At 60.0% G+C, this 23,288-nt stretch carries 21 protein-coding genes; 1 reads left to right on the top strand and 20 read right to left on the bottom strand.

The window, feature by feature from the left end:
• Nucleotides 1-18: 18 nt before the first annotated feature.
• The 7 genes from AB4P96_RS11400 to AB4P96_RS11370 all read right to left on the bottom strand — a co-directional run bounded on the left by AB4P96_RS11400 (nt 19) and on the right by AB4P96_RS11370 (nt 7,881).
• Nucleotides 19-825, bottom strand: a complete 807-nt coding sequence (locus AB4P96_RS11400; protein WP_017137792.1) for a TenA family transcriptional regulator — start codon at nt 823-825, stop codon at nt 19-21.
• Between the two features lie 45 nt (nt 826-870).
• On the bottom strand, nt 871-3,345 hold the full coding sequence (locus AB4P96_RS11395) for an EAL domain-containing protein (protein ID WP_099548937.1): 2,475 nt from the start codon (nt 3,343-3,345) through the stop codon (nt 871-873).
• Between the two features lie 65 nt (nt 3,346-3,410).
• On the bottom strand, nt 3,411-5,213 hold the full coding sequence (locus AB4P96_RS11390) for an ABC transporter ATP-binding protein (protein ID WP_395600772.1): 1,803 nt from the start codon (nt 5,211-5,213) through the stop codon (nt 3,411-3,413).
• Nucleotides 5,203-5,808, bottom strand: coding sequence for a DsbA family protein (locus tag AB4P96_RS11385; RefSeq protein ID WP_177034541.1), 606 nt, complete (start codon nt 5,806-5,808; stop codon nt 5,203-5,205). The genes AB4P96_RS11390 and AB4P96_RS11385 overlap by 11 nt, the downstream gene beginning before the upstream one ends.
• A 36-nt stretch (nt 5,809-5,844) precedes the next feature.
• Nucleotides 5,845-6,786, bottom strand: a complete 942-nt coding sequence (locus AB4P96_RS11380; protein ID WP_017137796.1) for a rhodanese-related sulfurtransferase — start codon at nt 6,784-6,786, stop codon at nt 5,845-5,847.
• Nucleotides 6,787-7,062: 276 nt separating this feature from the next.
• Nucleotides 7,063-7,356 carry a BolA family transcriptional regulator gene (locus AB4P96_RS11375; protein ID WP_099548936.1) on the bottom strand — a complete coding sequence of 98 codons (294 nt, stop codon included), beginning with the start codon at nt 7,354-7,356 and terminating at the stop codon, nt 7,063-7,065.
• A gap of 6 nt (nt 7,357-7,362) precedes the next feature.
• Complete coding sequence (locus tag AB4P96_RS11370) at nt 7,363-7,881, bottom strand: DUF2059 domain-containing protein (protein ID WP_017137798.1); 519 nt, start codon at nt 7,879-7,881, stop codon at nt 7,363-7,365.
• Between the two features lie 320 nt (nt 7,882-8,201).
• Here AB4P96_RS11370 and AB4P96_RS11365 point away from each other — a divergent pair, with 320 nt between their 5' ends.
• Nucleotides 8,202-9,590 (top strand): class II fumarate hydratase, encoded by a 1,389-nt coding sequence (locus AB4P96_RS11365; RefSeq protein ID WP_017137799.1) that lies wholly within the window; start codon nt 8,202-8,204, stop codon nt 9,588-9,590.
• A gap of 108 nt (nt 9,591-9,698) precedes the next feature.
• Here AB4P96_RS11365 and AB4P96_RS11360 read toward each other — a convergent pair whose 3' ends face one another.
• The 13 genes from AB4P96_RS11360 to pap form a co-directional block, all read right to left on the bottom strand.
• On the bottom strand, nt 9,699-10,655 hold the full coding sequence (locus AB4P96_RS11360) for a DMT family transporter (protein WP_169984776.1): 957 nt from the start codon (nt 10,653-10,655) through the stop codon (nt 9,699-9,701).
• An 80-nt stretch (nt 10,656-10,735) separates the two neighbouring features.
• Nucleotides 10,736-11,692 carry a fimbrial protein gene (locus AB4P96_RS11355; RefSeq protein WP_017137801.1) on the bottom strand — a complete coding sequence of 319 codons (957 nt, stop codon included), beginning with the start codon at nt 11,690-11,692 and terminating at the stop codon, nt 10,736-10,738.
• Nucleotides 11,693-11,808: 116 nt separating this feature from the next.
• Nucleotides 11,809-12,780: a fimbrial protein gene (locus AB4P96_RS11350; RefSeq protein WP_169984778.1), complete on the bottom strand. Its 972-nt coding sequence runs from the start codon at nt 12,778-12,780 to the stop codon at nt 11,809-11,811.
• Nucleotides 12,781-12,860: 80 nt separating this feature from the next.
• Nucleotides 12,861-13,397 carry a fimbrial protein gene (locus AB4P96_RS11345; RefSeq protein ID WP_017137803.1) on the bottom strand — a complete coding sequence of 179 codons (537 nt, stop codon included), beginning with the start codon at nt 13,395-13,397 and terminating at the stop codon, nt 12,861-12,863.
• Between the two features lie 11 nt (nt 13,398-13,408).
• Entirely contained in the window at nt 13,409-13,888 is a 480-nt protein-coding gene (locus tag AB4P96_RS11340; protein ID WP_395600771.1) for a fimbrial protein, read from the bottom strand.
• Between the two features lie 13 nt (nt 13,889-13,901).
• Nucleotides 13,902-14,396: a fimbrial protein gene (locus AB4P96_RS11335; protein ID WP_017137805.1), complete on the bottom strand. Its 495-nt coding sequence runs from the start codon at nt 14,394-14,396 to the stop codon at nt 13,902-13,904.
• 10 nt (nt 14,397-14,406) lie between these two features.
• A complete protein-coding gene (locus AB4P96_RS11330) occupies nt 14,407-14,991 on the bottom strand; it encodes a fimbrial protein (protein WP_026013763.1) in 585 nt (194 codons plus the stop codon).
• A 21-nt stretch (nt 14,992-15,012) separates the two neighbouring features.
• Nucleotides 15,013-15,771 carry a fimbria/pilus periplasmic chaperone gene (locus AB4P96_RS11325; protein WP_099548932.1) on the bottom strand — a complete coding sequence of 253 codons (759 nt, stop codon included), beginning with the start codon at nt 15,769-15,771 and terminating at the stop codon, nt 15,013-15,015.
• A complete protein-coding gene (locus AB4P96_RS11320) occupies nt 15,768-18,371 on the bottom strand; it encodes an outer membrane usher protein (RefSeq protein WP_395600770.1) in 2,604 nt (867 codons plus the stop codon). The genes AB4P96_RS11325 and AB4P96_RS11320 overlap by 4 nt, the downstream gene beginning before the upstream one ends.
• 20 nt (nt 18,372-18,391) lie before the next feature.
• Nucleotides 18,392-18,952 carry a fimbrial protein gene (locus AB4P96_RS11315; RefSeq protein WP_017137809.1) on the bottom strand — a complete coding sequence of 187 codons (561 nt, stop codon included), beginning with the start codon at nt 18,950-18,952 and terminating at the stop codon, nt 18,392-18,394.
• Nucleotides 18,953-19,004: 52 nt separating this feature from the next.
• The gene (locus AB4P96_RS11310; protein WP_099548931.1) at nt 19,005-19,526 is read right to left on the bottom strand and encodes a fimbrial protein; all 522 of its coding nucleotides are present in this window, start codon (nt 19,524-19,526) and stop codon (nt 19,005-19,007) included.
• Nucleotides 19,527-20,018: 492 nt separating this feature from the next.
• Nucleotides 20,019-21,203 carry a thiolase family protein gene (locus tag AB4P96_RS11305; protein ID WP_017137811.1) on the bottom strand — a complete coding sequence of 395 codons (1,185 nt, stop codon included), beginning with the start codon at nt 21,201-21,203 and terminating at the stop codon, nt 20,019-20,021.
• A 471-nt stretch (nt 21,204-21,674) separates the two neighbouring features.
• Entirely contained in the window at nt 21,675-23,189 is a 1,515-nt protein-coding gene (gene pap / locus AB4P96_RS11300) for a polyphosphate:AMP phosphotransferase (RefSeq protein ID WP_017137812.1), read from the bottom strand.
• Nucleotides 23,190-23,288: the final 99 nt, after the last annotated feature.

The following is a 23,288-nucleotide window of genomic DNA, read 5'->3' as shown; positions in this document are numbered from 1 at the left end:
CCCGCCATCACGCTTACATCACGCCTCGCTGGCGGCGCGAACCTGACGTTCACGAACAACTGCTGGCGCCTTTGCTTTTTCGTTCTCCAACCGCATGCAACTTTCCAAAAACAGGTACATGTAGTCGTAGCTCTTGCACACCGCCTGACGCAGTTCTACCTGCAAGGCTTTGCTCGGGTTCATCCCGGCCAGGGTGCAGATGATTTCCAGGGCTTCCCAAGGATGGGCATCGTCGTATTGCGCGTGCATCTTCAACCACTTCATGGCGCGTTTACGGTCTTCCTCAGGGAAGGCGGCCGCATACACGCCGGTCGAACACACCACGGCAGACCACTCCCCAGTCGCCCCCTCAATCGCGTAGTTGGTCGCGGCAATCGCCACGATCAACGAATCGGCCGAGCTGGTGTGCCAGCACCAGTGACTCAGTGCGTGCAACTCCGGTGGTACGTTCTGCGCTTGCAACTCTTCCAGGCTTACACCGTGGGCGCGCGCCCAGTGCACCCAATAGTCGGCGTGGTTGAGTTCCACGCGAATATTGCGCATCAGCCACCGGCGCGCCATATCCTCCCCAGGATGACGGGCAAACTTGGTCTTGGTGAGGTTCTGTGCCATGTACAAGGCAAACTGTTCAACCACTGGCCAGCCACCGATCAGGTAGTGGCGCATGGTCTTGGCGCTGAGCGTGTTATCACGCATGCGCTGGTACAGTTCGTGTTCGACAACCCGGCGCTTGCTCTCGCTACAGTCCTGGATCAGTTGTTGCGCCCAGGCTGGGTAACTCGAGGCTTCCATAAGCGGGCCGGTTCGGTTGAAGGTGTCGATCACTGTAGGGCTCCTTTTCTAGTGTGATTGTACAGACCGTCGAATGCTTCAGCGGAATGTGCCGGGCGCCTTTAGCAACAGTGGCTGCGGCCGCACGGGTCGGCACTGCAGACTATCAAAGGTAAACAATTGCGGACGTTCGATCAGGTAGCCCTGAGCATAATCCACACCGATCTCAAGTAAAGCTTGCTCGATCAGCGGTGTTTCAACAAATTCGGCAATTGTGCGCTTACCCATGACGTGGCCGATATGGTTGATCACTTCGACCATGGCACGGTTAATCGGGTCGTCCAGCATATCCTTTACGAAACTCCCGTCGATCTTCAGGAAGTCTACAGGTAAATGTTTAAGATAAGCGAACGAGGACATTCCGGCACAAAAGTCATCAAGTGAAAAATGGCAACCTAAGGCCTTGAGTTCATTAATAAAGCGGATTGCACTGCCCAAATTGGCAATAGCGCTGGTCTCTGTTATTTCAAAACAAATCATTTCCGGCGGAATGCTGTAAGCCTCGAATTTCTCACGTAAAAACCCGAGAAAATCATCATCGCCAATAGTTATGCCTGACAGATTAATCGCACACATAGCCATAGGACGGCCTGCACGCTCTTGCATACAACGGGCGATAATCTTAAAGACGTTTTCCACGACCCAACGATCCAGCGAAGTCATCAAACCGTAACGTTCTGCAGCCGGAATAAAACTGTCCGGCAAGATGATCCGACCCGCCTCGTCGTGCAGGCGCAGGAGTATCTCAATATGACCATTACCACCATCGGTATGGCCCAACGGCGAGATTTCCTGGGCGTAGAGGCAAAAACGATCTTCCTCCAGGGCCATGTGCAGGCGTTGTACCCAGGCCATTTCGCCAAAACGCATGGACAATTCCGAATCATCGGCATGGTAGACCTGCACCCGGTTACGGCCCTTTTCCTTGGCCATATAACAGGCCATATCAGCGGCGCGCAGCGAAGTTTCCAGGGTGGTCGGCGATTGCGAGATATGCACCAGACCAATGCTCACGGTGGTCATGAACGGCCGGCCCTTCCACACAAAATGCAGGCTTTGCACGGTATGGCGCAGGCTTTCAGCGATCTTTTCCGCCACCGCTGCCGGGCAGTTCTCCAACAGGATGCCGAATTCATCGCCGCCCAGGCGCGCCAGAGTGTCGCCTTCGCGCAGGTCCGATTGCAGCAACGCACAGATATGCCGCAGCAGCTCATCGCCCGCCGCATGCCCGCAGGTGTCGTTGACCAGCTTGAACTGGTCGAGGTCGAGGAACATCAAGGCATGCCGCCCGCTCTGCTGGCGCGCTACCTGTTGCAGCACCTGCTCCAGCCGGAACTCGAATTCGCGGCGGTTGGCCAGGCCAGTCAAGGCATCGTGGGTCGCCTGCCACGACAGGTTGGCGATGTACTGGCGCTCCTGGGTCATGTCGTGCAACACCAGCACCGCGCCGCTGACCTTGCCGGCGTTGCGGATCGGCGCACCTACCAGGGTGACTGACACCGTGCTGCCGTCCACGCGCTGGATCAGCTTGGAATGCTCGCTGCCACCGCTGAGTTCACCCTTGATAATGTGTTCAATCAGGGCGAAGCCATCGGGCTCGGCGTTCTCATCAAGCAGGTTGAACAACGCCGCCAGCGGCAACCCTTGGGCCTGCGCGTTCTTCCAATGGGTCAGCGCCTCGGCCGCCGGGTTCATGTAGGCAATGGCGCCGTCGACATCCGTGGTGATCACGCCGTCGCCAATCGACTCCAGGGTGATCTGCGCCCGCTCCTTCTCGGCTTGCAACGCGGTGGCGAAGGCGTGGCGCTGGGTCAGCAGTTTGTGGGTACGCAGCAGTGCCAGCACGATCAACCCCAGGGCGGTGGCCAGGTTGGTGATCAGCAACAGGCGCAGGATCATCCGCGAACCTTCGCCCAAGGCATCGCTGAAGGCCTTGGCGGCTGGCGTCACGCCGTCGTTGATGGCGATGATGCGCGTCTTCCAGCCAGCAATGTCGCCAGGGCTGACCTGATCACTGCGGATCGCCCGGTGCATCGCCTGGGCCAGGTCATCCAGTTGCACCAGGTAACCATCGCCCACGGTCCACAACTCGATGGCTTTTTCCAGGTAGCTGAAATGGCGAAAATTGAGGTACAGCCAGATCAGATTGGACACGTCATCGGGGTGGTTGCCGCCCTTGAGGATGCCCAGGCGCGCGGCCGCAAGGTCGGGCGTGGGACGGTCCAGCGCGACGCGCAGCTCATGGCCGCCCTGGGGCACCGCGATGGCTTGCCGGTATTTGAGGAACGTCGCTTCGTCGCGGTTATCGGCGTAAAGGCTCAGATAGTAGATGGCGTCTTTCTGGCCCTTGGACCACAAGCTCTCGCCTGCTACATAGCCGCGCACCGCTGACAGCATGTAGAGGCTGACGCAGCCCAGCAATGCCTGGAACAGCACGACGGCGATAAAGGGCCAGACAATGCCCAACAACCGAGGCTTGCTTAACGTCGCTGCGAGAGTACGCTTTTGCTTCATGAGATCCCTTGCACATGCACTGCTTGATACGCACGCGAGAATCCGCTCTCGATAGCTCAGCCAAATCAACGCACTTGTTGCAGATGCCCGTAGAGCTTGGCGTATAACCCTCCATCGGCAATCAACTGCTGATGGTCGCCATCTTCGGCGATATGCCCGCCATCAAACACCAGTACCCGGTCGGCCTGTTTCACCGCAGAAAGCCTGTGGGCGATGATCAGTGTAGTACGCCCACTGAGAAACCGCGCCAGCGCCTGGTGCAGGTTGTACTCGGTGGCTGCGTCCAGGGCCGAGGTGGCCTCGTCCAGTATTACCACTTTGGGCTCGGCCAGCACCATGCGTGCAATCGCCAGGCGTTGGCGTTGCCCACCGGAAAAACGCACCCCCGAGCGCCCCACCACACTGTCCAGGCCCAAGGGCAGTGCCTTGACGGTAGCATCCAACTGGGCGATTTCCAGTGCCTGCCAACAGGCTTGGTCACTGCGGGCGCGGCCCATGGTCAAGTTGGCGCGCACGGTGTCGTTGAACAGCGCCGGGTGTTGCAGCACCACTGCGACGTTTTCGCGAATGGTCGCCAGGCCGATTTCCTGCTGGGTAGCACCGCCGAAACGGATACTGCCGGCTTGTGGGGTATAGAGCCCCAACAGCAGTTGCACCAGGGTACTTTTGCCGCCGCCGCTGGCGCCGACAATCGCGACCTTCTCGCCGGGTGCGATAGCCAGGTTCAACTGGTTGAGTACCAACTCTTCGCCATAGCCGAAGTTGAGGCCGCGCACCTCGATGCCGACGGTCTCACGCCCGGTGAACGGGTCTTCGCCGCCGGCATATTGCGGCTCGTCGGCCCGTGCCAGCAGCTCGTTGATACGCGTCAGCGCACCACCCGCCGCGTAGTAGGCATATTGCAGGTTCAGCAGTTGCTCCACCGGGCCGATCATGAACCACAGGTAGCTGAACACAGCGAGCATCTGGCCGATGGACAGGTCGGAAAACAACACCGTGAGCATCGCCGCCGCGCGGAAGATGTCGATGCCGAACTGGAACAACAAGCCACTGGCGCGGCTGGAGGCATCGGTTTTCCATTGCGAATGGATCGCGTAGTCGCGCACTTCCTTGGCGCGCTGGCCCAGGCGCCCGAGGAAAAAGCCTTGGCGATTGCCGGCGCGCACTTCCTGGATGGCGTCGAGGGTTTCGGTCAGCGCCTGGGTGAAGCGCGAAGTGCTGTCGTTCTCGAGCTTCTTCAGGTGTTTGACGCGTTTGCCCAACTGCACCGTAGCGTAGATCACCAAGGGGTTGAACAGCAGGATCAACAGTGCCAGTTGCCAATGCATCCACACCAGAATCGCCGAGGTACCGACCAGCGTGAGCATGGCCACCAGGAAGCGGCTGAGAGTCTCGCCGACAAACTTGTCCAGGGTGTCCAGGTCGGTGACCAGATGCGTGGTCACCGTGCCACTGCCCAGGCTTTCGTATTCGCCCAGGGAAATCCGCTTGAGCCGTTCGATCAGGCGCACGCGGATGCGGTACACAATGTCCTTGGCCAGCCGCGCAAACAGCCGCGCCTGCACCACGTTAAACACCAGCGCACCGCAGCGCAGGCATAAGGTCACCAACAGCATCAGGCCGATATAACCGGCTGCCTTCTGCCAACCCAGTGGCAACGCGTGGTTCATCACCTTGAGCGCAGCATCGCCGTGGCCCAGCAGCACTTCGTCCACCAGCAACGGCAACAGCAAAGGGATGGGCACGCTGCACAGGGTCGCCAGCACGGCAAAGCCATTGGCGATCCACAGGGATTTCTTGTGACGCAGGGCCAGGCGGCGAACTTCCGCCCAAGTCAGTCGGTCGGTGCGTTTGGGCTCATCCTGCACAGGTGGCACGCTCCAGCCATCGGGCGAGCAAGGGCGACAGCTCGGACAACGGCTGATAACCGTTGGTCAGCAACGCCAGCTGGCCATTACGCTCGGCCAGCAGCGTCGGGAAACCGGCGATGCCCAAGTCCTGCACCCAGGTAAAGTCAGCCGCCGTCGCCGCATGTTGCTCGGCGCGGTCGAAGGCGCCGGCAAACTCGATGCGCGGAATGCCCGCCTGCTCGGCCAGTTCCACCAGCACGCTGGCAAGGGTCACATCGCGGCCCTCGACATAAAACGCACGCTGGATCAGCCCCAGCAGTGTCCAGGCGCAATCCGGCGCCAGGCTGCGCGCGGTGACGATGGCGCGGCACGCAGGCTCGGTGTCATAGACAAACCCGTCGGGCAACGCGCCTTCGCGCTTGAACGGCTGGCCGGTGGCGTCGGTAACGGCCTGCCAGTGCTCAAGGATATAGCGCCGTGTAGTCGGCTCGAGTGCCGCGCCGCTGCCGGTGCGCAAACCGCCCACCACCAGGTGCACATCCACGCCGGCCGCCTGGGCCTGCTCAACCAGCGCCTGCGCCACCGGGGCAAAGCCCCAGCACCAGGAACACATCGGGTCCATCACATAGAGCAGGCGCGCGGGCATGGGTCAGGCCTCGGAAGGGGTTTGCTTGTAGTTGAAGCCAATCGGGTGCGGCATGTTGCGGGCCTTGGCCAGTTCGATCTGCTTTTGCCGGTCGATGGCGCTGCGACGGGTCTTCTCCGGCAGCTTATCCCAGCAATGCGGGCAACTGATGCCAGCCACATAATGCTCGGACGCGCGGTCTTCTACGCTGACCGGTGTGCGACAGGCATGACATTGATCGTAGTCGCCTTCGCTCAGGTCGTGACGCACGGTCACGCGATTGTCGAACACAAAGCAGTCGCCCTGCCATTTGGTTTCTGCCTGCGGCACCTCTTCGAGGTACTTCAGAATCCCGCCTTTAAGGTGGTAAACCTCGTCGAAACCTTCGCTGAGCATGTAGCTGGAAGCCTTCTCGCAACGAATGCCGCCGGTGCAGAACATCGCGACTTTCTTGTGCCTGGCCGGGTCGAAGTTGGCTTTGATATAGTCAGGAAATTCGCGAAAACTGGTGGTTTTCGGGTCGATTGCGCCTTCAAAGGTGCCGATCGACACTTCGTAGTCGTTGCGCGTGTCGATCAACAGCACTTCAGGGTCGCTGATCAACGCGTTCCAGTCCTGCGGGTCGACGTAGGTGCCGACCTTTTTGTTCGGGTCAACGCCTTCGACGCCCAGGGTCACGATCTCTTTCTTGAGCTTGACCTTGGTGCGGTAGAACGGCTGATCGTCGCAGTACGACTCTTTGTGGTCGATGTCGTCCATGCGTGGGTCGTTCTTGAGCCAGGCCATAAGACCATCAATGCCTTCACGGCTGCCGGAAACGGTGCCGTTGATGCCTTCTTCGGCGATCAGCAAGGTGCCTTTGATGCCGTTATCGACCATTGCCTGCAACAGTGGCTCGCGCAGGGCGACGTAATCTTCGAGGGTGACGAACTTATACAGTGCCGCCACGACAATCGGTTGAGTCATGGGTGTTCTCTCCAGGTGGCTACCCTCGTAAGGGGTGAACCGGATGCAAAAAAAAACGCGCCGGCTAAGCGGCGCGTTGCGGATTCTAACAAAATTGGCGACGTTTATGGGCCGCCTCTTTACTGTGGCGAGGGAGCTTGCTCCCGCTGGGCTGCGACGCGGCCCCGATAAGGCGATTGTGACCTTTCACAAAGATCGCAGTGATGGGCATCAGGGCTGCTGCGCAGCCCAACGGGAGCAAGCTCCCTCGCCACATAACGCCCATGCGCCACAGTGTCAGTGCCCGCCGGCGCAGGTCGGCGAGGCCGGGGCTGCGTCGATTTTCGCCCATTCGTCAGGCGTGTAGGTATGCAGCGCCAACGCATGGAATTCGCTCATCAGGTCAGCCAGGGTGGCATAGACCTTCTGATGGCGCTTGACGCGGTTGAGCCCCTCGAACTGCTGGCTGACCAGCACGGCCTTGAAGTGGGTCTGCAACCCACGGCTGTGCATATGGCTTTCATCCAGCACGCTCAAGTATTCCGGGCTCAGGGCGACGAGTGCCGATTCGATACGCTGTTGCATGGTCATTCCTGTTTACTTCTTCTTGGCCGGGGCCGGGGCTTTAGGCGTCAGCTCGTTGGTCATGTCTTCGAGCAGCTTGTTCACCACAGGTACCGCGCTTTCCAGCTTGGCCTGGGTCATCTGGGCCGATTGCTGGGTCAGTTGCGGCATTTTTTCCAGGACTTTCTTGCCCAGTGGCGACTGGTAGAAGGCTACCAGGTCCTTGAGCTCGGATTCGCTGAAGTTGGTGGTGTAGAGCTTGACCATGTCCGGCTTCAGCTTCGGCCAGCCGATGGCCTGGTCCAGCGCAGCATTGGCCTTGGCCTGGTAGCTGTCGAGTACGGACTGCTTGGCGGCAGGTGCCTTGGTCTGGGCGAAACGCTGGGCAAACATTTGCTGCACTTGCATGTACACCGGGGTACCCAGCTTGTCAGCGTGGGCCAGGGTCAGGAAGGCTTCGGCACTGGCGTTATGGCTGGCGGTATCGGCAAAAACCTGGCCGCTGGCGCAAACCAGAGCAACCGCGGTACAGATGGCACGAAGACGAGTCATCGAGTTTCCTTTCTAGCAGGCGAGGTAAGACCCCAAGGGCGACCATTCTGCGCCTAAAAAACCTTGCGGCTCAACCCCAGGCCTTGTTCAGCCTGGTTTTGCGGGGGCACGGGGCTGGGATCTGCCTTTCTATGCGAGCCGGCTTGTCGAATCGTCGCACCGCTGCGATGCAAGCACCGCGGTTTATCAGTGACAACCCGTTGACGCCATCACAGGCGGCCTGAACCGCATGGGAATACCCTCGATGAAAAGTCTTTTATGGAACCCCACCAACGGATCACAGCCTAAACTGCGCAAACGAACCTGAAGGAGTGTGCCCGATGAGCCGTATCGAAACCGACAGCCTGGGAGACGTCCAAGTCCCGGATGACGCTTACTGGGGCGCCCAGACCCAACGCTCGCTGGTGAACTTCGCCATCGGCGAGCAACGCATGCCGCTGGCGGTGTTGCACGCGCTGGCCCTGATCAAGAAAGCCGCAGCACGGGTCAACGACCGCAACGGCGACTTGCCCGCCGACATCGCCCGCCTGATCGAACAGGCCGCCGATGAAGTGCTCGATGGCCAGCACGACGACCAGTTCCCGCTGGTGGTATGGCAGACCGGCAGCGGCACCCAAAGCAATATGAACGCCAATGAAGTGATCGCCGGCCGCGCCAACGAGCTGTCGGGCAAGGCCCGTGGCGGCAAAAGCCCGGTGCATCCCAATGACCATGTGAACCGCTCGCAAAGCTCCAACGACTGCTTTCCCACGGCCATGAGCATTGCGGCGGTGCAGGCGGTTCATCAACGCCTGTTCCCGGCGATCGCCACGCTTTCTGGCGGTTTGGCCGAGCTGGCTGCACGCCATATGAAACTGGTGAAAACCGGCCGCACCCATATGATGGATGCCACGCCGATCACCTTCGGCCAGGAAGTCTCGGCCTTTATCGCCCAACTCGACTACGCCGAGCGCGCCATCCGTAGCGCCCTGCCCGCTGTGTGCGAGCTGGCCCAGGGCGGCACCGCCGTGGGCACCGGGCTCAATTCGCCGCATGGCTTTGGTGAGGCGATCGCCTCCGAGCTGGCGGCCTTGTCCGGCTTGCCGTTCGTTACCGCCCCCAACAAGTTCGCCGCCCTCTCCGGCCATGAACCGCTGGTCACCCTGCACGGCGCACTGAAGACCCTGGCGGTGGCGCTGATGAAGCTCGCCAACGACCTGCGCCTGCTGGGTTCCGGCCCACGCGCAGGCCTGGCCGAGGTCAAGCTGCCAGCCAATGAGCCGGGCAGCTCGATCATGCCCGGCAAGGTCAACCCCACCCAGTGCGAAGCGCTGTCGATGCTGGCCTGCCAAGTGCTGGGCAATGACGTGACCATCGGCATCGCCGCCAGTCAAGGGCACTTGCAGCTGAACGTGTACAAGCCGGTGATCATCCACAACCTGCTCGAATCGATCCGCCTGCTGGCCGACGGCTGCAACAACTTCCAGGAGCACTGCATCGCAGGCCTTGAGCCGGATGCCGAGCAAATGGCCGAGCACCTGGAGCGCGGCTTGATGCTGGTCACGGCGCTCAACCCGCATATCGGCTACGACAAGTCGGCGCAGATTGCCAAGAAGGCGTACGCCGAAGGCTTGACGCTACGCCAGGCGGCGCTGGACCTGGGTTATCTGACTGATGAAGAGTTCGATCAGTGGGTGCGCCCGGAGAACATGCTGGAAGCCGGCCACTGAGAGAACTGGCGACTCGGTGAGTCAGTTAAAGCTGGCTGGGGCTGCTGTGCAGCCCAACGCAGGGCAAGCCTGCTCGCCACAGTGAGAGTGTTCGTCCTTAATAAGGTATTAAGATGCCATACGCACCCGCCGGGCCTTGAGCCCGGCGAGCAGCGACGGCGCCAGTGCTACCGTCGCTGAACCCAGCATCACCACCAATGCCCCTATATAGCCCACGGCATTGATCTCTTCTGCCTGCACATAGTCCGGCCACAGCCACGCCGCCACCGCCACCGCCACAAAGGTCACCAACGGCGTCAGCGCCAGAGTCGCACTGACGCGCGAGGCCTCCCAATGCGCCAGTGCTTCGGCAAACGCACCATAGGCCACCAGTGTGTTCATGCAGCACGCAAGCAGCAACCAGCCTTGCAGCGGACTCAATTGCAACGCCTCCAGCGGATGTGCCCATGGCGTGAGCAACAGGGCGCACGACAAGTAGATCACCATCATCACCTGCAGCGAATTCCACACCGTCAGCAATTGCTTCTGGCCCAGGGCATAGAACACCCAGATGGTGGTAGCCAGCAGGATCGTCAACACGCCCGCCGTGTAGGTGCCCATGGAGGTCAGCAGCTCAGCCAGGCGCTGGTTGAAGAACAGACCAAAGCCCAAGATCAGCACCACCAGCCCCATGCCCTGCCCCAGGCTGAAACGCTCCTTGAACACGAACACACTGGCGATCATCAAAAAAATCGGCCCCATCTGCACCACCAATTGCGCGGTGCCGGGGCTGAGCATTTTCAGGCCCACCAGGTACAACACGTAGTTGCCCACCAAACCACACACGGCCATCGCCACCAGCCAGCCGCCCCTGGGACCAAGCACCTTGCGACTGGGCAAGCGTTTGCTCAGCGCCAGGTAGATAAACAGGCAACTGCCGGCCACCACCAGGCGAAACCAGGTGACGGTGATCGGGTCCATCACCTGCAACACTTGCTTGAGTTTGATCGGCAGAATGCCCCAGAGAAACGCAGTCAGCAGGGTCAGGCCAAAACCATAGACCCAGCGACCGGAAGAGATGTGCATGAGCGCCCCAAAATGCCAGAGGTGGAGGAGCTGGCATTCTAGGGCGAGGCGTTGTGCTTTGGGTATCGATCATTTGGGGGTCAGGGCACCCCCATCACCAACACACCACTGCCGCTGATGGCGCCAGGCGTCGGCAGTGAACCATTGCGCCGCACCAGCGAAAACGTCACATCATCGCCGCCCACACTGTTGGTGATGCGGGTGAGGAATGAGCCGTTGACAGACACTGCAGCACCGCCGCGCAACAACGCCGTGCCCACATCGGGATTGCTCATGATCAGCAGGCGCGGGTCGAACGCGGAACGGGTGCCTTTGTAGGTAATGGTGATCGGTGTGTTGATCCCACCGTCGGGGCACGAGTAGGTCAGCCTGCGGTTACTGACGACGGAGGATGTCAACGGGTCGGAACCTATGGCGCGTTGGTGGACGTCGCCGAAGTTGATCTCGATCGGGTTGTTATTGTTGATGGTGCAGGTGGAGGGCGAGACGGTGAAGTTGTTGGCCGCCGTGTAGGTCACCGTGAGCTGTGGCCGGGTGCCGTCGTAATTGTTCGAGCTGGTCAGGCGCAACAGGCCGAGGTTGTCACCGATACGAACATCGAACGGGTTGGACGGATAATTACGCAGCAAAATGTAGGGGGTGACATTGATCGGGTAAAACACTCCGTTGTTGGGGATGTTCGCAATCCCTATGCCGGACGGCACCGGCGTGTTTCGAAAAGCGCCGTTGATGCGTAAACCGGTGCCTTCGCCGGCAAATTTTGGTCCGGGAGTCCAGGCCGTACCTGCGGCGCTTCCACTGACCCAAAAGTCCGTATGCCAAGCGGGGCCTCCGCTATAGGTAAACCGACACTCCAGCCTTGCACCTTCGAGCATGAGCCTCGTGCGATCTGCAGCCAGGGTGACCGTCACCGGCACCTGCAGGTTGGGGTTGCCATTCTGCCAAGCCCCGCCGTTAACACGGCAATCGACGGCGTGCGCGGTTGTGGTAAAACCCGCCAGGGCGAGAAGCGCCAGCGCGCCATAAAGTGATTTCATTTTGACTTCTCGTGATTTTTCTACCCAGGCGCCGTCCGAGGAATATTCAGCCCCCTGTTCGCGCCGCCCGTTAGAGTGTTGGGGTTAGTAGGGTTGGCTGCCGGCGAGCTTGGGCCTTATGGCACACCCATTACGAGCACACCACTGCCGCTTATGGCGCCTGCGGTCGGCAAGGAGCCATTGCGCCGCACCAGCGAAAAGGTCACATCGTCTGCTCCCACACTGTTAGTGATACGGGTCAGGAACGAGCCGTTCACCGGCACCGCAGTACCGGCATGCACCATGGCCGTGCCCACATCCGGGTTACTCATCATCAACAGCCGTGCATCGAAGGCCGAGCGGGTGCCTTTGTAGGTGATGGTGATGGGCGTGGTAATGCCGCCGTCCGGGCATGAGTAAGTGAGCCTGCGGTTGCTGACGACGGAAGAGGTCAACGGGTCGGTGCCGATTGCCCGCTGATGGACGGTACCGAAGTTGATCTCGATCGGATTGTTATTGTTGATGGTGCAGGTGGATGGGGAGATGGAGAAGTTGTTGGCGGCCGTGTACGTGAGCGCGAGCGTTGAGCTGCCGGAGTTATAGTTATTTGTCTGGTCCAGGTTTAACCTTCCGAGGACGTCTCCTAATCGAACGTCGATAGGATTGGTCGGATTGTTACGCACCAAAATATAAGGTGTGACATCGACCGGCACGCCGATGCCGTTGTTAGGCATGGTCGTCGTTCGGATACCATTCGGGACCGGGGTATTTTGATAGCTGCCGTTGATGCGTAAGCCGGTGCCTTGGCTGGTGAACTTCGGGCCTGGCACCCAGGCCGGCCCCACTCTTGCGGACGTAGCCCAGTAGTCCGTATACCAAGGCTGGCTACCGCCAAAACCCGAGAACCGGCACTCTAACCTTGCCCCTTCGAGCATGATACGAGTTCTGTCTGCGCTCAGTTGAACTGTGACGGGAACTTGCAGGTTTAAAGTCCCACCCGCACCTACAAATATCCAAGCCCCGCCGTTCACACGACAATCAGTTGCACTCGCAGCCGTAGTCATTCCCATCAGTACAAGAAGCACAATGGCTCCATAGCGCTGTTTCATTTTTTAATCTCTCGCGGCTTTTATCTACCCGAATGTCGCCCGCCGGGCACTCGGCTCACGTCGTGAAGAGGACGTAGCCGCTACGGATAGTCCAACGTAAAAGTAGAGGTCACCGTGTACGCACCGTGCCCAATGGTTTGATCTCTTATCGCCGTCGGCTCGCCCTGCACATAGGCCTTGAGTTCGATCACATTGCTACCATCGCTCAGCACCTGCTCATCGCTGACGGTATTCAAGGGCAACGGCTTGTCGCTCAGCGTCTCAATACCAACGCCAATCCCCGAGGCACCACTGCCACCGTCCAGCGCGAGCAAGCCTGGAAGTTCGCCATTTTCGGCACCGCCGAAGGTGATGGTCACGGTGTTGCCAATGGTGGTGTCACACTCTTCCAAGTGCAGTTGGAACCGCTTGCCCACGGTTCGCGTGTTGATATAAAGGTGCTTGCTGGTGACGTCCCAGAGCTCCAGCGTGATGGCCTCATCGCCAGGGCGGATGGTGCAGGCCTCTTCCACCAGGTTGCCCTTGAACATCAGGTTGTCCGCGCCGTGCCCCAGGGGGATCAGGCCGACGGTGAGCAATAACGCCAACCCGCCTTTTTGCACAATTTGGTCTCGCATCGACTCAACTCCTACTGGTATTCGGCCAACAACGTGGCCACCGCCGTAAACCGCGCGGGCGTCAAAATGGCGCCTGGCTGCTGCACGGGCACCACCTCCAATGTCGGCGGTGACGACAGGGTGATGTCCAGTGGCGTATTAAGTGGAAGTGGCAGGTTATTCTGGAAAATCCGAATACCCAGTGCCGGCACACTGGTCTGTACCGCTGCACCGTCAAACGAGGTGGCTGTGCCGTTGACGCTCAATTTGAGCTCCCACGGCAGCGTGTCGGTGCCACAGTTGATGGCATAACCGACACCCCGGCGGTATTTCACACCATCGACGCGTTTTACCCCCACATCGCCAAAATCCACCTCAATGGTGTTGCCGCTGTCGATCGTGCAGGGCGGCGGCTCATTCAGCGTGCCGCTGAACGTCAGGTTGGCCGACGCACCACTGCAAAGGCCGATGGAACACAAGGTAAGCAACACGCGTTGCTGCCAAAATGTCATTGAGCATTCCTCGTCATTGGTAATCGACCACCAGGGTTGCCACAGCATCAAATGCCCCGCCGCTCAGCGTGCTGCCCACGCGTTTGACGGGCACCGCCTGTACCGCCGGGAAGTTGGGATAGGTGAAATTCACGGCCGTATTCAACGGCCAGTCAGCGCCATTCACGAACAGCTTGACCCCAAGGTCGGCCTTGCGAGTCGACAGCACGCGGCTGTCAAACCCGGCGCCGGTGCCTTTGAGTTCCAGGGTCAGGGCGTTGCTGAACGGCGAATTACAGGTGACGGTATAGGGCACGTCACGACGGTAATTAACCCCGTCTACCCGTGACGTCTGCAGGTCATTGCCGAACGGCACATCCAGGGTTGCGCCACTGTTAATCACGCAAGGCGGCGGCGCGATGATGACCGCGCGGATGGTCAGGCTGGTGTCGGCCTGCACGCATTGGCTGACAGGCCACAGTAAACCGCCACCGATAAGAATGGCCCACGGGCCGATTGAGTTAGCCATCGCTCTGCCCTTACTCATAGTTGAGCCTGAATTCCACCACGGCCCTGAAAGCCCCACTGCTCAACGGCGCCGAGGTGCGCGTAGGCCGAACATTCCAGGTCTGGGTATTGCGGCCCACGGGCAGAATCAACGGTTCGCCCTTTGAGCCCAGCTGTACATCCCGACCAAGGGGATCGGTCAATTGCAGGCCCATCCCGGTGATGCCCTGGACTTTGACCAACCGTGGATCATCGGCGTCGGCCGGCGCGACAAACGCCACCGACAACACAGGTTGGTAAGCACTCCATGTCAGGTTGCCCGTGCGTTCGTTACGCACGCGACCGGCGGTGCGCATACAGTCGGTAAAACGCAGTTGAAAAGCCTTGGCGGGCGCCTGATCACCAGGCCGTTGCAAATGGCTGGTCGACACCGCGTCCAGGTCCACCGTCTGGTGCAATGAGGTCATATCCAGACTGCAAGGCGACTCATTCATGGCCCCGAGGACATTCAACATTCCACTCATCCCTTCGATATCTTCGTCATCGTCGGCGGCGTGCGCGCCCATCGCCAAGACCCATAACAGGCAGCCCAAGACCTTCACACTTTGCGACTTCATGATGTTCTCCAGCAGCATTACTCATTTCGGCGCTGAGGCCTGCGCGTTGACCTGGCACGTATTGCCATTGCAGGTGAACGCCAGGAGTGGACGGCCGCCGTAATCATTCACATAGGCCAGATAAGGTGACGTACCCAGTGCCTTGGCACTGGGGCCCAGGGTCAGCGCGTCCTTGGGGGGAACCATCACCGGCGCAAAGCCCGGCACGGTTTTGCCGTCTTTGCTGGCACGTGCATCCACCAGGGTCACGTAGTACGGCGTCGGGTTATGGACCCGGTAGTGGTCGCCTTCGCGGGTCAGGGTCAGTTTCTGCTGCCAGGGGTTGGACAGGTCTTGCTGGCTCGGCGCAATCGCATCCGGGCGGTAGAACAACTTGATGCGGGTTTGCAGGGCAATTTGCAGGGTGTTGGATTTATCACTGCGCGGCGGGATTTCTCGCAAGTTGAAGTAATAGACCGTCTCGCGGTCCTGCGGCAACGACTTGGCGGCCGGCAGCGCCTGGACTTTCACCTGGCTTTGTTTGCCGGGTTCCAGGCGCTGCACCGGCGGCAGCACGATCAAGGGTGAGTTGATTTTTTTACCGGTTTCATCCTCGATCCAACCCTGGGCCAGGTACGGCAGCTGAGTATTGTTGTTGGTGATGTTCACGCTGGTGGCATCTTTGCCGCCATCGAAAATCACCCGGGTACGATCCAGGCCAACCGCGGCGCTGGCGCCCTGGCTCAAGCCTAGGGCCAGCAGCGCGAACGCTGGGAAGGTGAGGCGCATATCAAGCTTCATGAGGCTGTGTTCTCCGTGTCGGTAAGCTCCCCGGTCAGCGTGGCTGGCTCGGGCAGGGATGGGGCAGCGGCAACTCTCTGGCAGCGCAGCTGCAGGGCGTGCGTCAAGCCATCGACGGGCAGAACGGTGGGGAGCGTGAGGATGCATTGCTCGTTGCCGCCCCAACTGACGACCATCTGCTCGCCGGCCTGCAGGCCGCTGAGGTAGACATTGCCGCCGTCATTCACGATGCCGGTGTCCTGTTGCTTGAGGTTCTTCACCGTGGCGCCAAAGGGCGGCGAACTGCCATCCGGCAGGCGCAGAATCGCCATGGCTTTTTCACCGGCAATCACGCTCAGCGAGCGATAACCAATCGCCCCTTCGGTGAGCGTCAACTGCGTGACCGATTGAGTAGCTTCGACCGTGCTCGGCAAGCGCTCCAGGTCCACGCTGGCTGCCGTACGCTGATAGCTGCTGATATCGGAAATCACCGCTTTGCCGAAGGCATTGCTGCGGGTCGGCGAGCCGTAACCGCGCACCGGCACGTCGGGTACACCGCCGGTGTCGAGCATCAGGCGCGTGCCGCCGGTACTGGTGGTACGGTGCAAGGCCGCGCCATATTGCGTGACCGTGCCACCGCCACGCGCCGACACACCCAGGCTGCTGTAGCCGCCCTCTTGCGTGCTGGCGCTGACGTCGATATCGGCCTGGTCGCCCATATGGCTCAAGTAACCACTGGCGGACGAATCGCTGGCACTGAGCTGATAGCTGTTGCGCTCATCGAGACGATCGCTGTAGCGCGTCGTAAAGTTGTTCTTGCCGGCGGCCCGGTTGGCGTCCATCGACAGTGTGCCGGTGCGCCCCAGCGGCAGGCTGACCGTGACGGCCATGCCGTTGTCTTTGTAGTTGTATTCCTGGGTGCGGTACATGTTCAGGGACAGGCTCATGTTCTTGACCGTGCCCACGTTGAAGTAGCGCGACAGCGACAGGTTCCAGCGCTGGGTGTCGGGCCTATCCCAGTAGGTTTGCTTGTTGTAGCTGGCGTAGACGGTGGCGCCCAGGTCACGAAACTGCTTGTTGACCGTGACCGTGTACAGCGCCTTGCTGCCACCAATCGGCTTCCAGCCCTCATTCGGGTCACGGTAATCACCACGCCCGCCGAGTTCACCGTTCAGCCCGTAATACCGGGCATCCAGGTATTCACTCATGCTCAAGAAGTTTTTCTCGGAGAACCGGTAACCGGCGAAGGTCACCTGGCTGTCGTACTGCTCAAAGTTCTTGGAGTATTGAAGGCGGTAGGATTTGCCCGACAGCGTCTCGTTCCACACCTCGGCGTGAGACTGCGTCACATCCAGCGAGACCGCGCCGAACGCCAGCAAGTCGCGCCCCGCCCCCACGGACAACGCCCGATAGTTGTTATCGGTCATGCCGCCGCCAAATAACGACCAGCCATTGCTGATGCCCCAGGAAAACTCCCCGGTGCCGAAAAAGTCGCCGTCGCCGCCATGCTGAAGGTTGGACGGGCGCCCGGATGCCAGCTTGTAACGCACTTGCCCCGGGCGGGTAAGGTAAGGAACCCCGGCTGTATCCATCTGGAAGCTGTGGACCGAGCCGTCCTGTTCTTCCACCCGCACATCGAGCTTGCCCGTCACTGCATCCTGCAAGTCTTGAATGCGAAAGGGCCCCGCCGCTACCAGGGTTTCGTAAAGCACGCGGCCCTGTTGGCTGATGATGACTTTGGCATTGGTCTTGGCCACCCCGACCACTTCCGGCGCATACCCACGCAGGTTGGGCGGTAACTGGCTTTCATCCGAGTTGAGCGCGGCACCGGTAAAGCGGAAACTGTCGAACAGGTCCGAATACAGGTAGTTCTCGCCCACCACCAAACGTGCCTTCAGCGCAGGAATGGCGCGGTACGCGTAGTAGCGACTCCACTCCAGCTTTTGCGGCCCGGCCGCTTCCTGCCGGCCACGCTCGACGCGCCCCTGCCAATCGGCCCGCAACCGCCAGGCGCCGGCATTGGCGCCAACAGTGCCGTTGCCACTGAGGTTATTGCGGTTACCATCGCCGCGCTGGTAGTTGGACTGCGCCGTCAGACTGTAGTCAACCAACAACCCCGGCACCCCTTCGTCCCACCGCGAGGGCGGGTCCCAGTTGATGGCACTGTATTCGAGGTAGGCCTGGGGCAGATTGATGCTCAGCGTGGACGTGGCCAGGTCGCCACTGACCTCGGTGCCTGGCAAGCTTTGAACATCAAGGCATTCGCCGCCCTTCCACCAGGCAAGTTTGTCGGCATCCGCCGCTTTTAGCCCCAACTGCTCCACCAGGCTGCGAGATAAACACGCCTGACTGCCTTTGGGATCATTATCGGGGTGATAGAACGCCACCGATTGTTCGGCAATTGGCTGGCCGTTGATGTGCACGACCATCGAGTACGTGCCGGGCAAAATAAACCCGCTGCGCGCAAATTGAGACAAGTCAATGTTGGTGCGATCAATCAAGTCAAGAACGTCGGTATTAAACTCGATATCGCCGGCACCCAATGCAGTTCCCGCCAGAGACATCAGCCCGCCAAACAGACTCGGGCGCAGCGTGTTTTTGATCTTCGCTGTATTCAACATGAAAGCCTGTCCATCAATGTTCAAAAGTATTCCAACTTGAACCGCACTGCGGCACTGTGGGCGCCCACTACCAGTGGCAGTCCATTGCCAACCAGATAAAACCTGTAGTTAAGTGTCATATCGCCCTCCGACAGTGGCGTAGGCGACATTCGCTGCCCGGGAATACTCTCTTCGCCGGCCGCGTCCACAATGTGCAGGGCAACCCCCTGGGAGCCACCGAACACAGCAAAGGAAAGCCCAGCCCGGTCGGTCGGCCCATCAAACGTCACCCGCATGTGCTCCCAGTCAGGCAGGGTTGCCCCTGGGCGCGACGGGTCCGGACGTGTCAGTGAGCAGTTGACCAAACGCAACTGAAACGGGTGATCTTCTCCCCGCGTGTTGCGCAACAGCCGGCCAACTGGCTCCGACGGCATTTCGATGGTTTGATCGATACTGCTCAGCTCCAGCCCGCAGGCTGAGTCCACGACTTCTCCGCCCAACAGGACGACGCCTTCACCCTGCGAAGCGTCCTGGGCCAGAGCGTAAGGGCAGATCAACGTCGTCAATGAAGAGGCGATAGCCAAACGTAGGAATGTTTTCACCTGGATCTCCCGTCAGCGTCCCCCCGCCACACGTGGTGGCGGGGGGAAAAACTTACTGATAAGCCAAGGTAAAGTTGGTTACTGCGCTGAAATCGCCAGGAATGATCGGGTCCGTGGCGGCACCTTGCACATAAGCGCCGAACTCCAGGGTGTTGTTGCCGGTGGAGATGACTTGCGGGGTGGTAGGAACACCCAGCTCAACAGGTGCGCCACCGTGGGTCATCATGATGCCCACGCCGCCAGCGCCGCCGACCGTACCGATCGCACCTGGAACCACGCTCGACGGTGCGCCGGTGAAGGTCGTGGTCACGGTGTTATCGGTCAGGCCGGACAGGTCGCAGCCTTCCAGTTCAATCAGCACGCGGCGCGCTTCAGACTTGCCGCCCGATTCCAGTTGGTGTTTGGCAATCGCCCCCAGGCGAACGGTCTGATCCACAGAGTCAGGCTTGATGGAGCAAGCACCCGAATGCACCGACCCCAGAAACGTGACGGTCCCATCCGCTGCCTGCGCAACAGAGATCGAGCCGGCCAACAGACCGATAGACAACAGCGCAGCTTTCATTTTGGTATTCATCTACAGATTCCCACTTATTAACAAGTGTCATTAAAGAAGCCCGGCCACAGGTCGGTGCAGGGCTGATTAAACGAGCGGTTATAACCCGTGCTGTTAAGCCGATGATTCCTGAGTTTTTCCAACTTGTTGTATTGCAATCCAGGAATCAGCTCAACGCCGGGCAATTCTCCACTTCACACTTGAGCAAGTAAGCCGTCTGTTTCCGCAAACCAAGTAGCCGCAGTACGCCAAAGCGCGCAGGAAAAACATGGCTATTTGCCAAAACTTTAAAACTGGCTGAAGGAAAAGGACTACATGCAGATTAATGAGAACAATTCAAATTAGACCGTCTCTGTAAGATGGGGATTACGCGCATTAAAAAATAACCGTATTTACGGCCTTTGAGCAACTAATCAAACAAGCAGAGAAGTACCTGATTATTACCAAACAGCGAATGCGCAAAGGGGGAGCACGCTCCCCCTTTTGTATGGATAGGTGTGAGCTGTCGATTGACTAACGCACCGCCTCAAACAATCCGGTAGCGCCCATGCCACCGCCCACGCACATAGTGACGATGCCGTAGCGCAGGTTACGTCGCTGCAACTCACGCACCAGGTGCCCGACCTGCCGCGACCCGGTCATGCCGAACGGGTGGCCAATGGAGATCGAGCCACCGTTGACGTTGTATTTGCCATTGTCGATTTCCAGGCGATTGCGAGCATAGAGGCACTGCGAGGCAAACGCTTCGTTAAGCTCCCACAGGTCGATATCCGCCACCTGCAAACCCTTGGCCTTGAGCAATTTGGGTACCGAGAACACCGGGCCGATGCCCATCTCGTCCGGCTCGCAACCGGCCACGGTAAAGCCACGGAAAAACGCCTTGGGCTTGAGTCCCAATTGCAGGGCTTTTTCCAGGCTCATCACCAAGGTCATCGAAGCGCCATCGGACAACTGCGAAGAGTTGCCCGCCGTCACCGAACCGTCTTCGGCAAACACCGGCTTGAGGCCATTGAGGCTGGCCAGTGTGGTGTCCGGGCGGTTGCAGTCGTCACGGTCGACCACGCCATCGAGCACCTGCACCTCGCCGGTGTTTTTGTCTTCGACCTTGTACTTGACGGCCATCGGCACGATTTCATCGTTGAACAAGCCGTCGGCCTGGGCCTGGGCGGTACGTTGCTGGCTTTGCAGGGCGTACAGGTCCTGTTCTTCGCGGCTGACGTTATAGCGGCGCGCGACGATCTCGGCAGTCTGGCCCATGGGGAAGTAGATGCCCGGCACCTGCTCTTTGAGCAGCGGGTTGATCAGGTTATCGGTGTTGACACTTTTCATGGTCAGGCTGATGGACTCGACACCACCGGCAACGATGATATCGCTGCAACCCGAGGCGATCTGGTTGGCCGCAATCGCAATCGCCTGCAAGCCCGAGGAACAGAACCGGTTGAGGGTCATGCCCGCCGTCCCGGTGCCCAGTTGCGAGAGCACCGCCACGTTGCGCCCGATGTTGTAGCCCTGGGCACCTTCGTTGGAGCCGGCGCCGACGATGCAATCCTCGACCGTCGCCGGGTCGACGCCATTACGCGCCAGCAGCGCGTTGACGCAATGGGCCGCCATGTCATCCGGGCGTGTCTGGTTGAACTTGCCACGAAAGGACTTGGCCAGGCCGGTTCGCACGCTGTCGACGATCACTACTTCACGCATGGGCTACCTCGATCTTGTGGTTGGGAGATGGACCGAGCATAGAGGCCGGCCTGCCCAACCGCGACGATCATTCACCTGGCATATACAAAAGCATGACCGCCTGAACGAGGCTTCTGTGGCGAGCAGGCTTGCCCTGCACTGGGCTGCGCAGCGGCCCCAAAACCTGCCAATGAGGTCTGCCTGAGAGAACGCGCTGCCTGGGTCGGGGGCTGCTGCGCAGCCCAACGCAGGGCAAGCCTGCTCGCCACAGAAGCCTCTGTTCACCACAGGACTTGAAGGCGACGCAAACTGTGGCGAGCGAGCTTGCTCGCGCTGGGCTGCGCAGCGGCCCCAAAACCTGTCAATGAGGTCTGCCTGAGAGAACGCGCTGCCTGGGTCGGGGGCTGCTGCGCAGCCCAACGCAGGGCAAGCCTGCTCGCCACAGAAGCGTCGCTCACCACGGGAGCCTCACCACAGGAGGTGCCGCCAGCTTTATTTCTTTTTCTTCTTATCGTGCTTGTCGGTCTTGTCGAACGCTTCTTCCAGCGCGCGGTTGATGGTGCGCAGCACCTTGACCCGCGCCCAGCGTTTGTCGTTGGCTTCCACCAGGGTCCAGGGCGACACTTCGGTGCTGGTGCGGTCGACCATGTCACCCACCGCCGCCCGGTAGTCATCCCACTTGTCGCGGTTGCGCCAGTCGTCTTCGGTGATTTTGAAGCGTTTGAAGGGAATTTCCTCACGGGCCTGGAAGCGCTCCAACTGTGTATCTTTGTCGATCGCCAGCCAGAACTTGACCACGATCACCCCCGCATCGCGCAGTTGCTCCTCGAAGTCATTGATCTCGCCATAGGCACGCATCCAGTCCGTCGGGGTGCAGAAGCCTTCGATGCGTTCCACCAATACGCGGCCATACCACGAGCGGTCGAACACGGTGAACATGCCGCGAGCCGGAATCTTCTGCCAAAAGCGCCATAGATACGGCTGGGCGCGCTCGTCTTCACTCGGCGCGGCAATCGGCACGATATGGTACTGGCGCGGGTCCAGCGCTGCCGCCACGCGGCGGATCGCGCCGCCCTTGCCCGCCGCATCGTTGCCTTCAAACACGGTGATCAATGCGTGCTTGCGCATGCGCTTGTCGCGCATCAAGCCAGAGAAGCGCGCCTGCTCGGTAATCAGTTGCTCTTCGTAATCATCTTTTTCCAGGCGCTGGGTCAAATCGAGGCTGTCGAGCAGGCCCTTCTTGTCCACGGAGGCAATCAAAGGCGCCGGGTTCATGCCGCTGGCCTTGCCCTTGGGCAGCTTCAAGGCGTTTTGCAGGCTTTCGAGCAGGATCTTGCCCACCGTGAGGCTGCGGTAATTCGCATCCACGCCTTCGATCACATGCCACGGCGCGTAGTCACGGCTGGTACGGCGCAGGATGCGCTCGCCGAAATGCACAAACTTGTCGTAGGTTTCGGATTGCTGCCAGTCCAGCGGGCTGATGCGCCAGCTGTGCAGCGGGTCGTCGGCCAGCGCCTTGAGGCGTGCCTTCATCTGTTTCTTGGACAGGTGGAACCAGAACTTGAAGATCAGCGCGCCTTCATCACAGAGCATCTTTTCCAGACGCTCGGCACCGGCGATGGCCTGGTCCAGGCGCGCGTCCTTGATCTGGCCATGCACGCGGCTTTGCAGCATCTGGCTGTACCAGTTGCCGAAAAAGATGCCCATGCGCCCCTTGGCCGGCAGCTGACGCCAATAGCGCCACGCCGGTGGGCGCGCCAGTTCTTCGTCAGTCTGCTGGTCAAAGGTGCGCACTTCGATCAGCCGTGGGTCCATCCATTCATTGAGCAGCTTGACGGTTTCGCCCTTGCCCGCGCCCTCGATGCCATTGATCAGGATGATCACCGGGAAGCGCTTCTGCTGTTGCAGTTCGTACTGTACTTCCAGCAAGGCTTCACGCAGGGCCGGCACTTCGGCGTCGTACGTGTCTTTATCGATGGCGTGACCGATTTCGGCGGATTCGAACATGGGCAGCTCCATTTCAAGATGGCTCAAGACTAGCGGATTGGGCACCACGCCACTCAAAGAATTCCAAAACAGTTGCCATGGATCAATCGCCGTCCCCTA

It is taken from the genome of Pseudomonas sp. B19125, assembly GCF_044218855.1.
Taxonomy (GTDB): domain Bacteria; phylum Pseudomonadota; class Gammaproteobacteria; order Pseudomonadales; family Pseudomonadaceae; genus Aquipseudomonas; species Aquipseudomonas edaphica.
Note: the sequence above shows the minus strand (reverse complement) of the source record. Positions and strands in the feature narration are given on the sequence as shown.

Excerpts from the sequence above, each read along its gene's own strand:
- AB4P96_RS11325 (WP_099548932.1), bottom strand. The coding sequence starts at position 15,771 with ATGAAGCTTGATATGCGCCTCACCTTCCCAGCGTTCGCGCTGCTGGCC.
- AB4P96_RS11320 (WP_395600770.1), bottom strand. The coding sequence starts at position 18,371 with ATGTTGAATACAGCGAAGATCAAAAACACGCTGCGCCCGAGTCTGTTT.
- AB4P96_RS11305 (WP_017137811.1), bottom strand. The coding sequence starts at position 21,203 with ATGCGTGAAGTAGTGATCGTCGACAGCGTGCGAACCGGCCTGGCCAAG.
- AB4P96_RS11355 (WP_017137801.1), bottom strand. The coding sequence starts at position 11,692 with ATGAAATCACTTTATGGCGCGCTGGCGCTTCTCGCCCTGGCGGGTTTT.
- AB4P96_RS11375 (WP_099548936.1), bottom strand. The coding sequence starts at position 7,356 with ATGACCATGCAACAGCGTATCGAATCGGCACTCGTCGCCCTGAGCCCG.
- AB4P96_RS11365 (WP_017137799.1), top strand. The coding sequence starts at position 8,202 with ATGAGCCGTATCGAAACCGACAGCCTGGGAGACGTCCAAGTCCCGGAT.
- AB4P96_RS11395 (WP_099548937.1), bottom strand. The coding sequence starts at position 3,345 with ATGAAGCAAAAGCGTACTCTCGCAGCGACGTTAAGCAAGCCTCGGTTG.
- AB4P96_RS11330 (WP_026013763.1), bottom strand. The coding sequence starts at position 14,991 with ATGAAGTCGCAAAGTGTGAAGGTCTTGGGCTGCCTGTTATGGGTCTTG.
- AB4P96_RS11370 (WP_017137798.1), bottom strand. The coding sequence starts at position 7,881 with ATGACTCGTCTTCGTGCCATCTGTACCGCGGTTGCTCTGGTTTGCGCC.
- AB4P96_RS11360 (WP_169984776.1), bottom strand. The coding sequence starts at position 10,655 with ATGCACATCTCTTCCGGTCGCTGGGTCTATGGTTTTGGCCTGACCCTG.
- AB4P96_RS11345 (WP_017137803.1), bottom strand. The coding sequence starts at position 13,397 with ATGCGAGACCAAATTGTGCAAAAAGGCGGGTTGGCGTTATTGCTCACC.
- AB4P96_RS11380 (WP_017137796.1), bottom strand. The coding sequence starts at position 6,786 with ATGACTCAACCGATTGTCGTGGCGGCACTGTATAAGTTCGTCACCCTC.
- pap (WP_017137812.1), bottom strand. The coding sequence starts at position 23,189 with ATGTTCGAATCCGCCGAAATCGGTCACGCCATCGATAAAGACACGTAC.
- AB4P96_RS11335 (WP_017137805.1), bottom strand. The coding sequence starts at position 14,396 with ATGGCTAACTCAATCGGCCCGTGGGCCATTCTTATCGGTGGCGGTTTA.
- AB4P96_RS11350 (WP_169984778.1), bottom strand. The coding sequence starts at position 12,780 with ATGAAACAGCGCTATGGAGCCATTGTGCTTCTTGTACTGATGGGAATG.
- AB4P96_RS11385 (WP_177034541.1), bottom strand. The coding sequence starts at position 5,808 with ATGTGTTCCTGGTGCTGGGGCTTTGCCCCGGTGGCGCAGGCGCTGGTT.
- AB4P96_RS11310 (WP_099548931.1), bottom strand. The coding sequence starts at position 19,526 with ATGAATACCAAAATGAAAGCTGCGCTGTTGTCTATCGGTCTGTTGGCC.
- AB4P96_RS11340 (WP_395600771.1), bottom strand. The coding sequence starts at position 13,888 with ATGACATTTTGGCAGCAACGCGTGTTGCTTACCTTGTGTTCCATCGGC.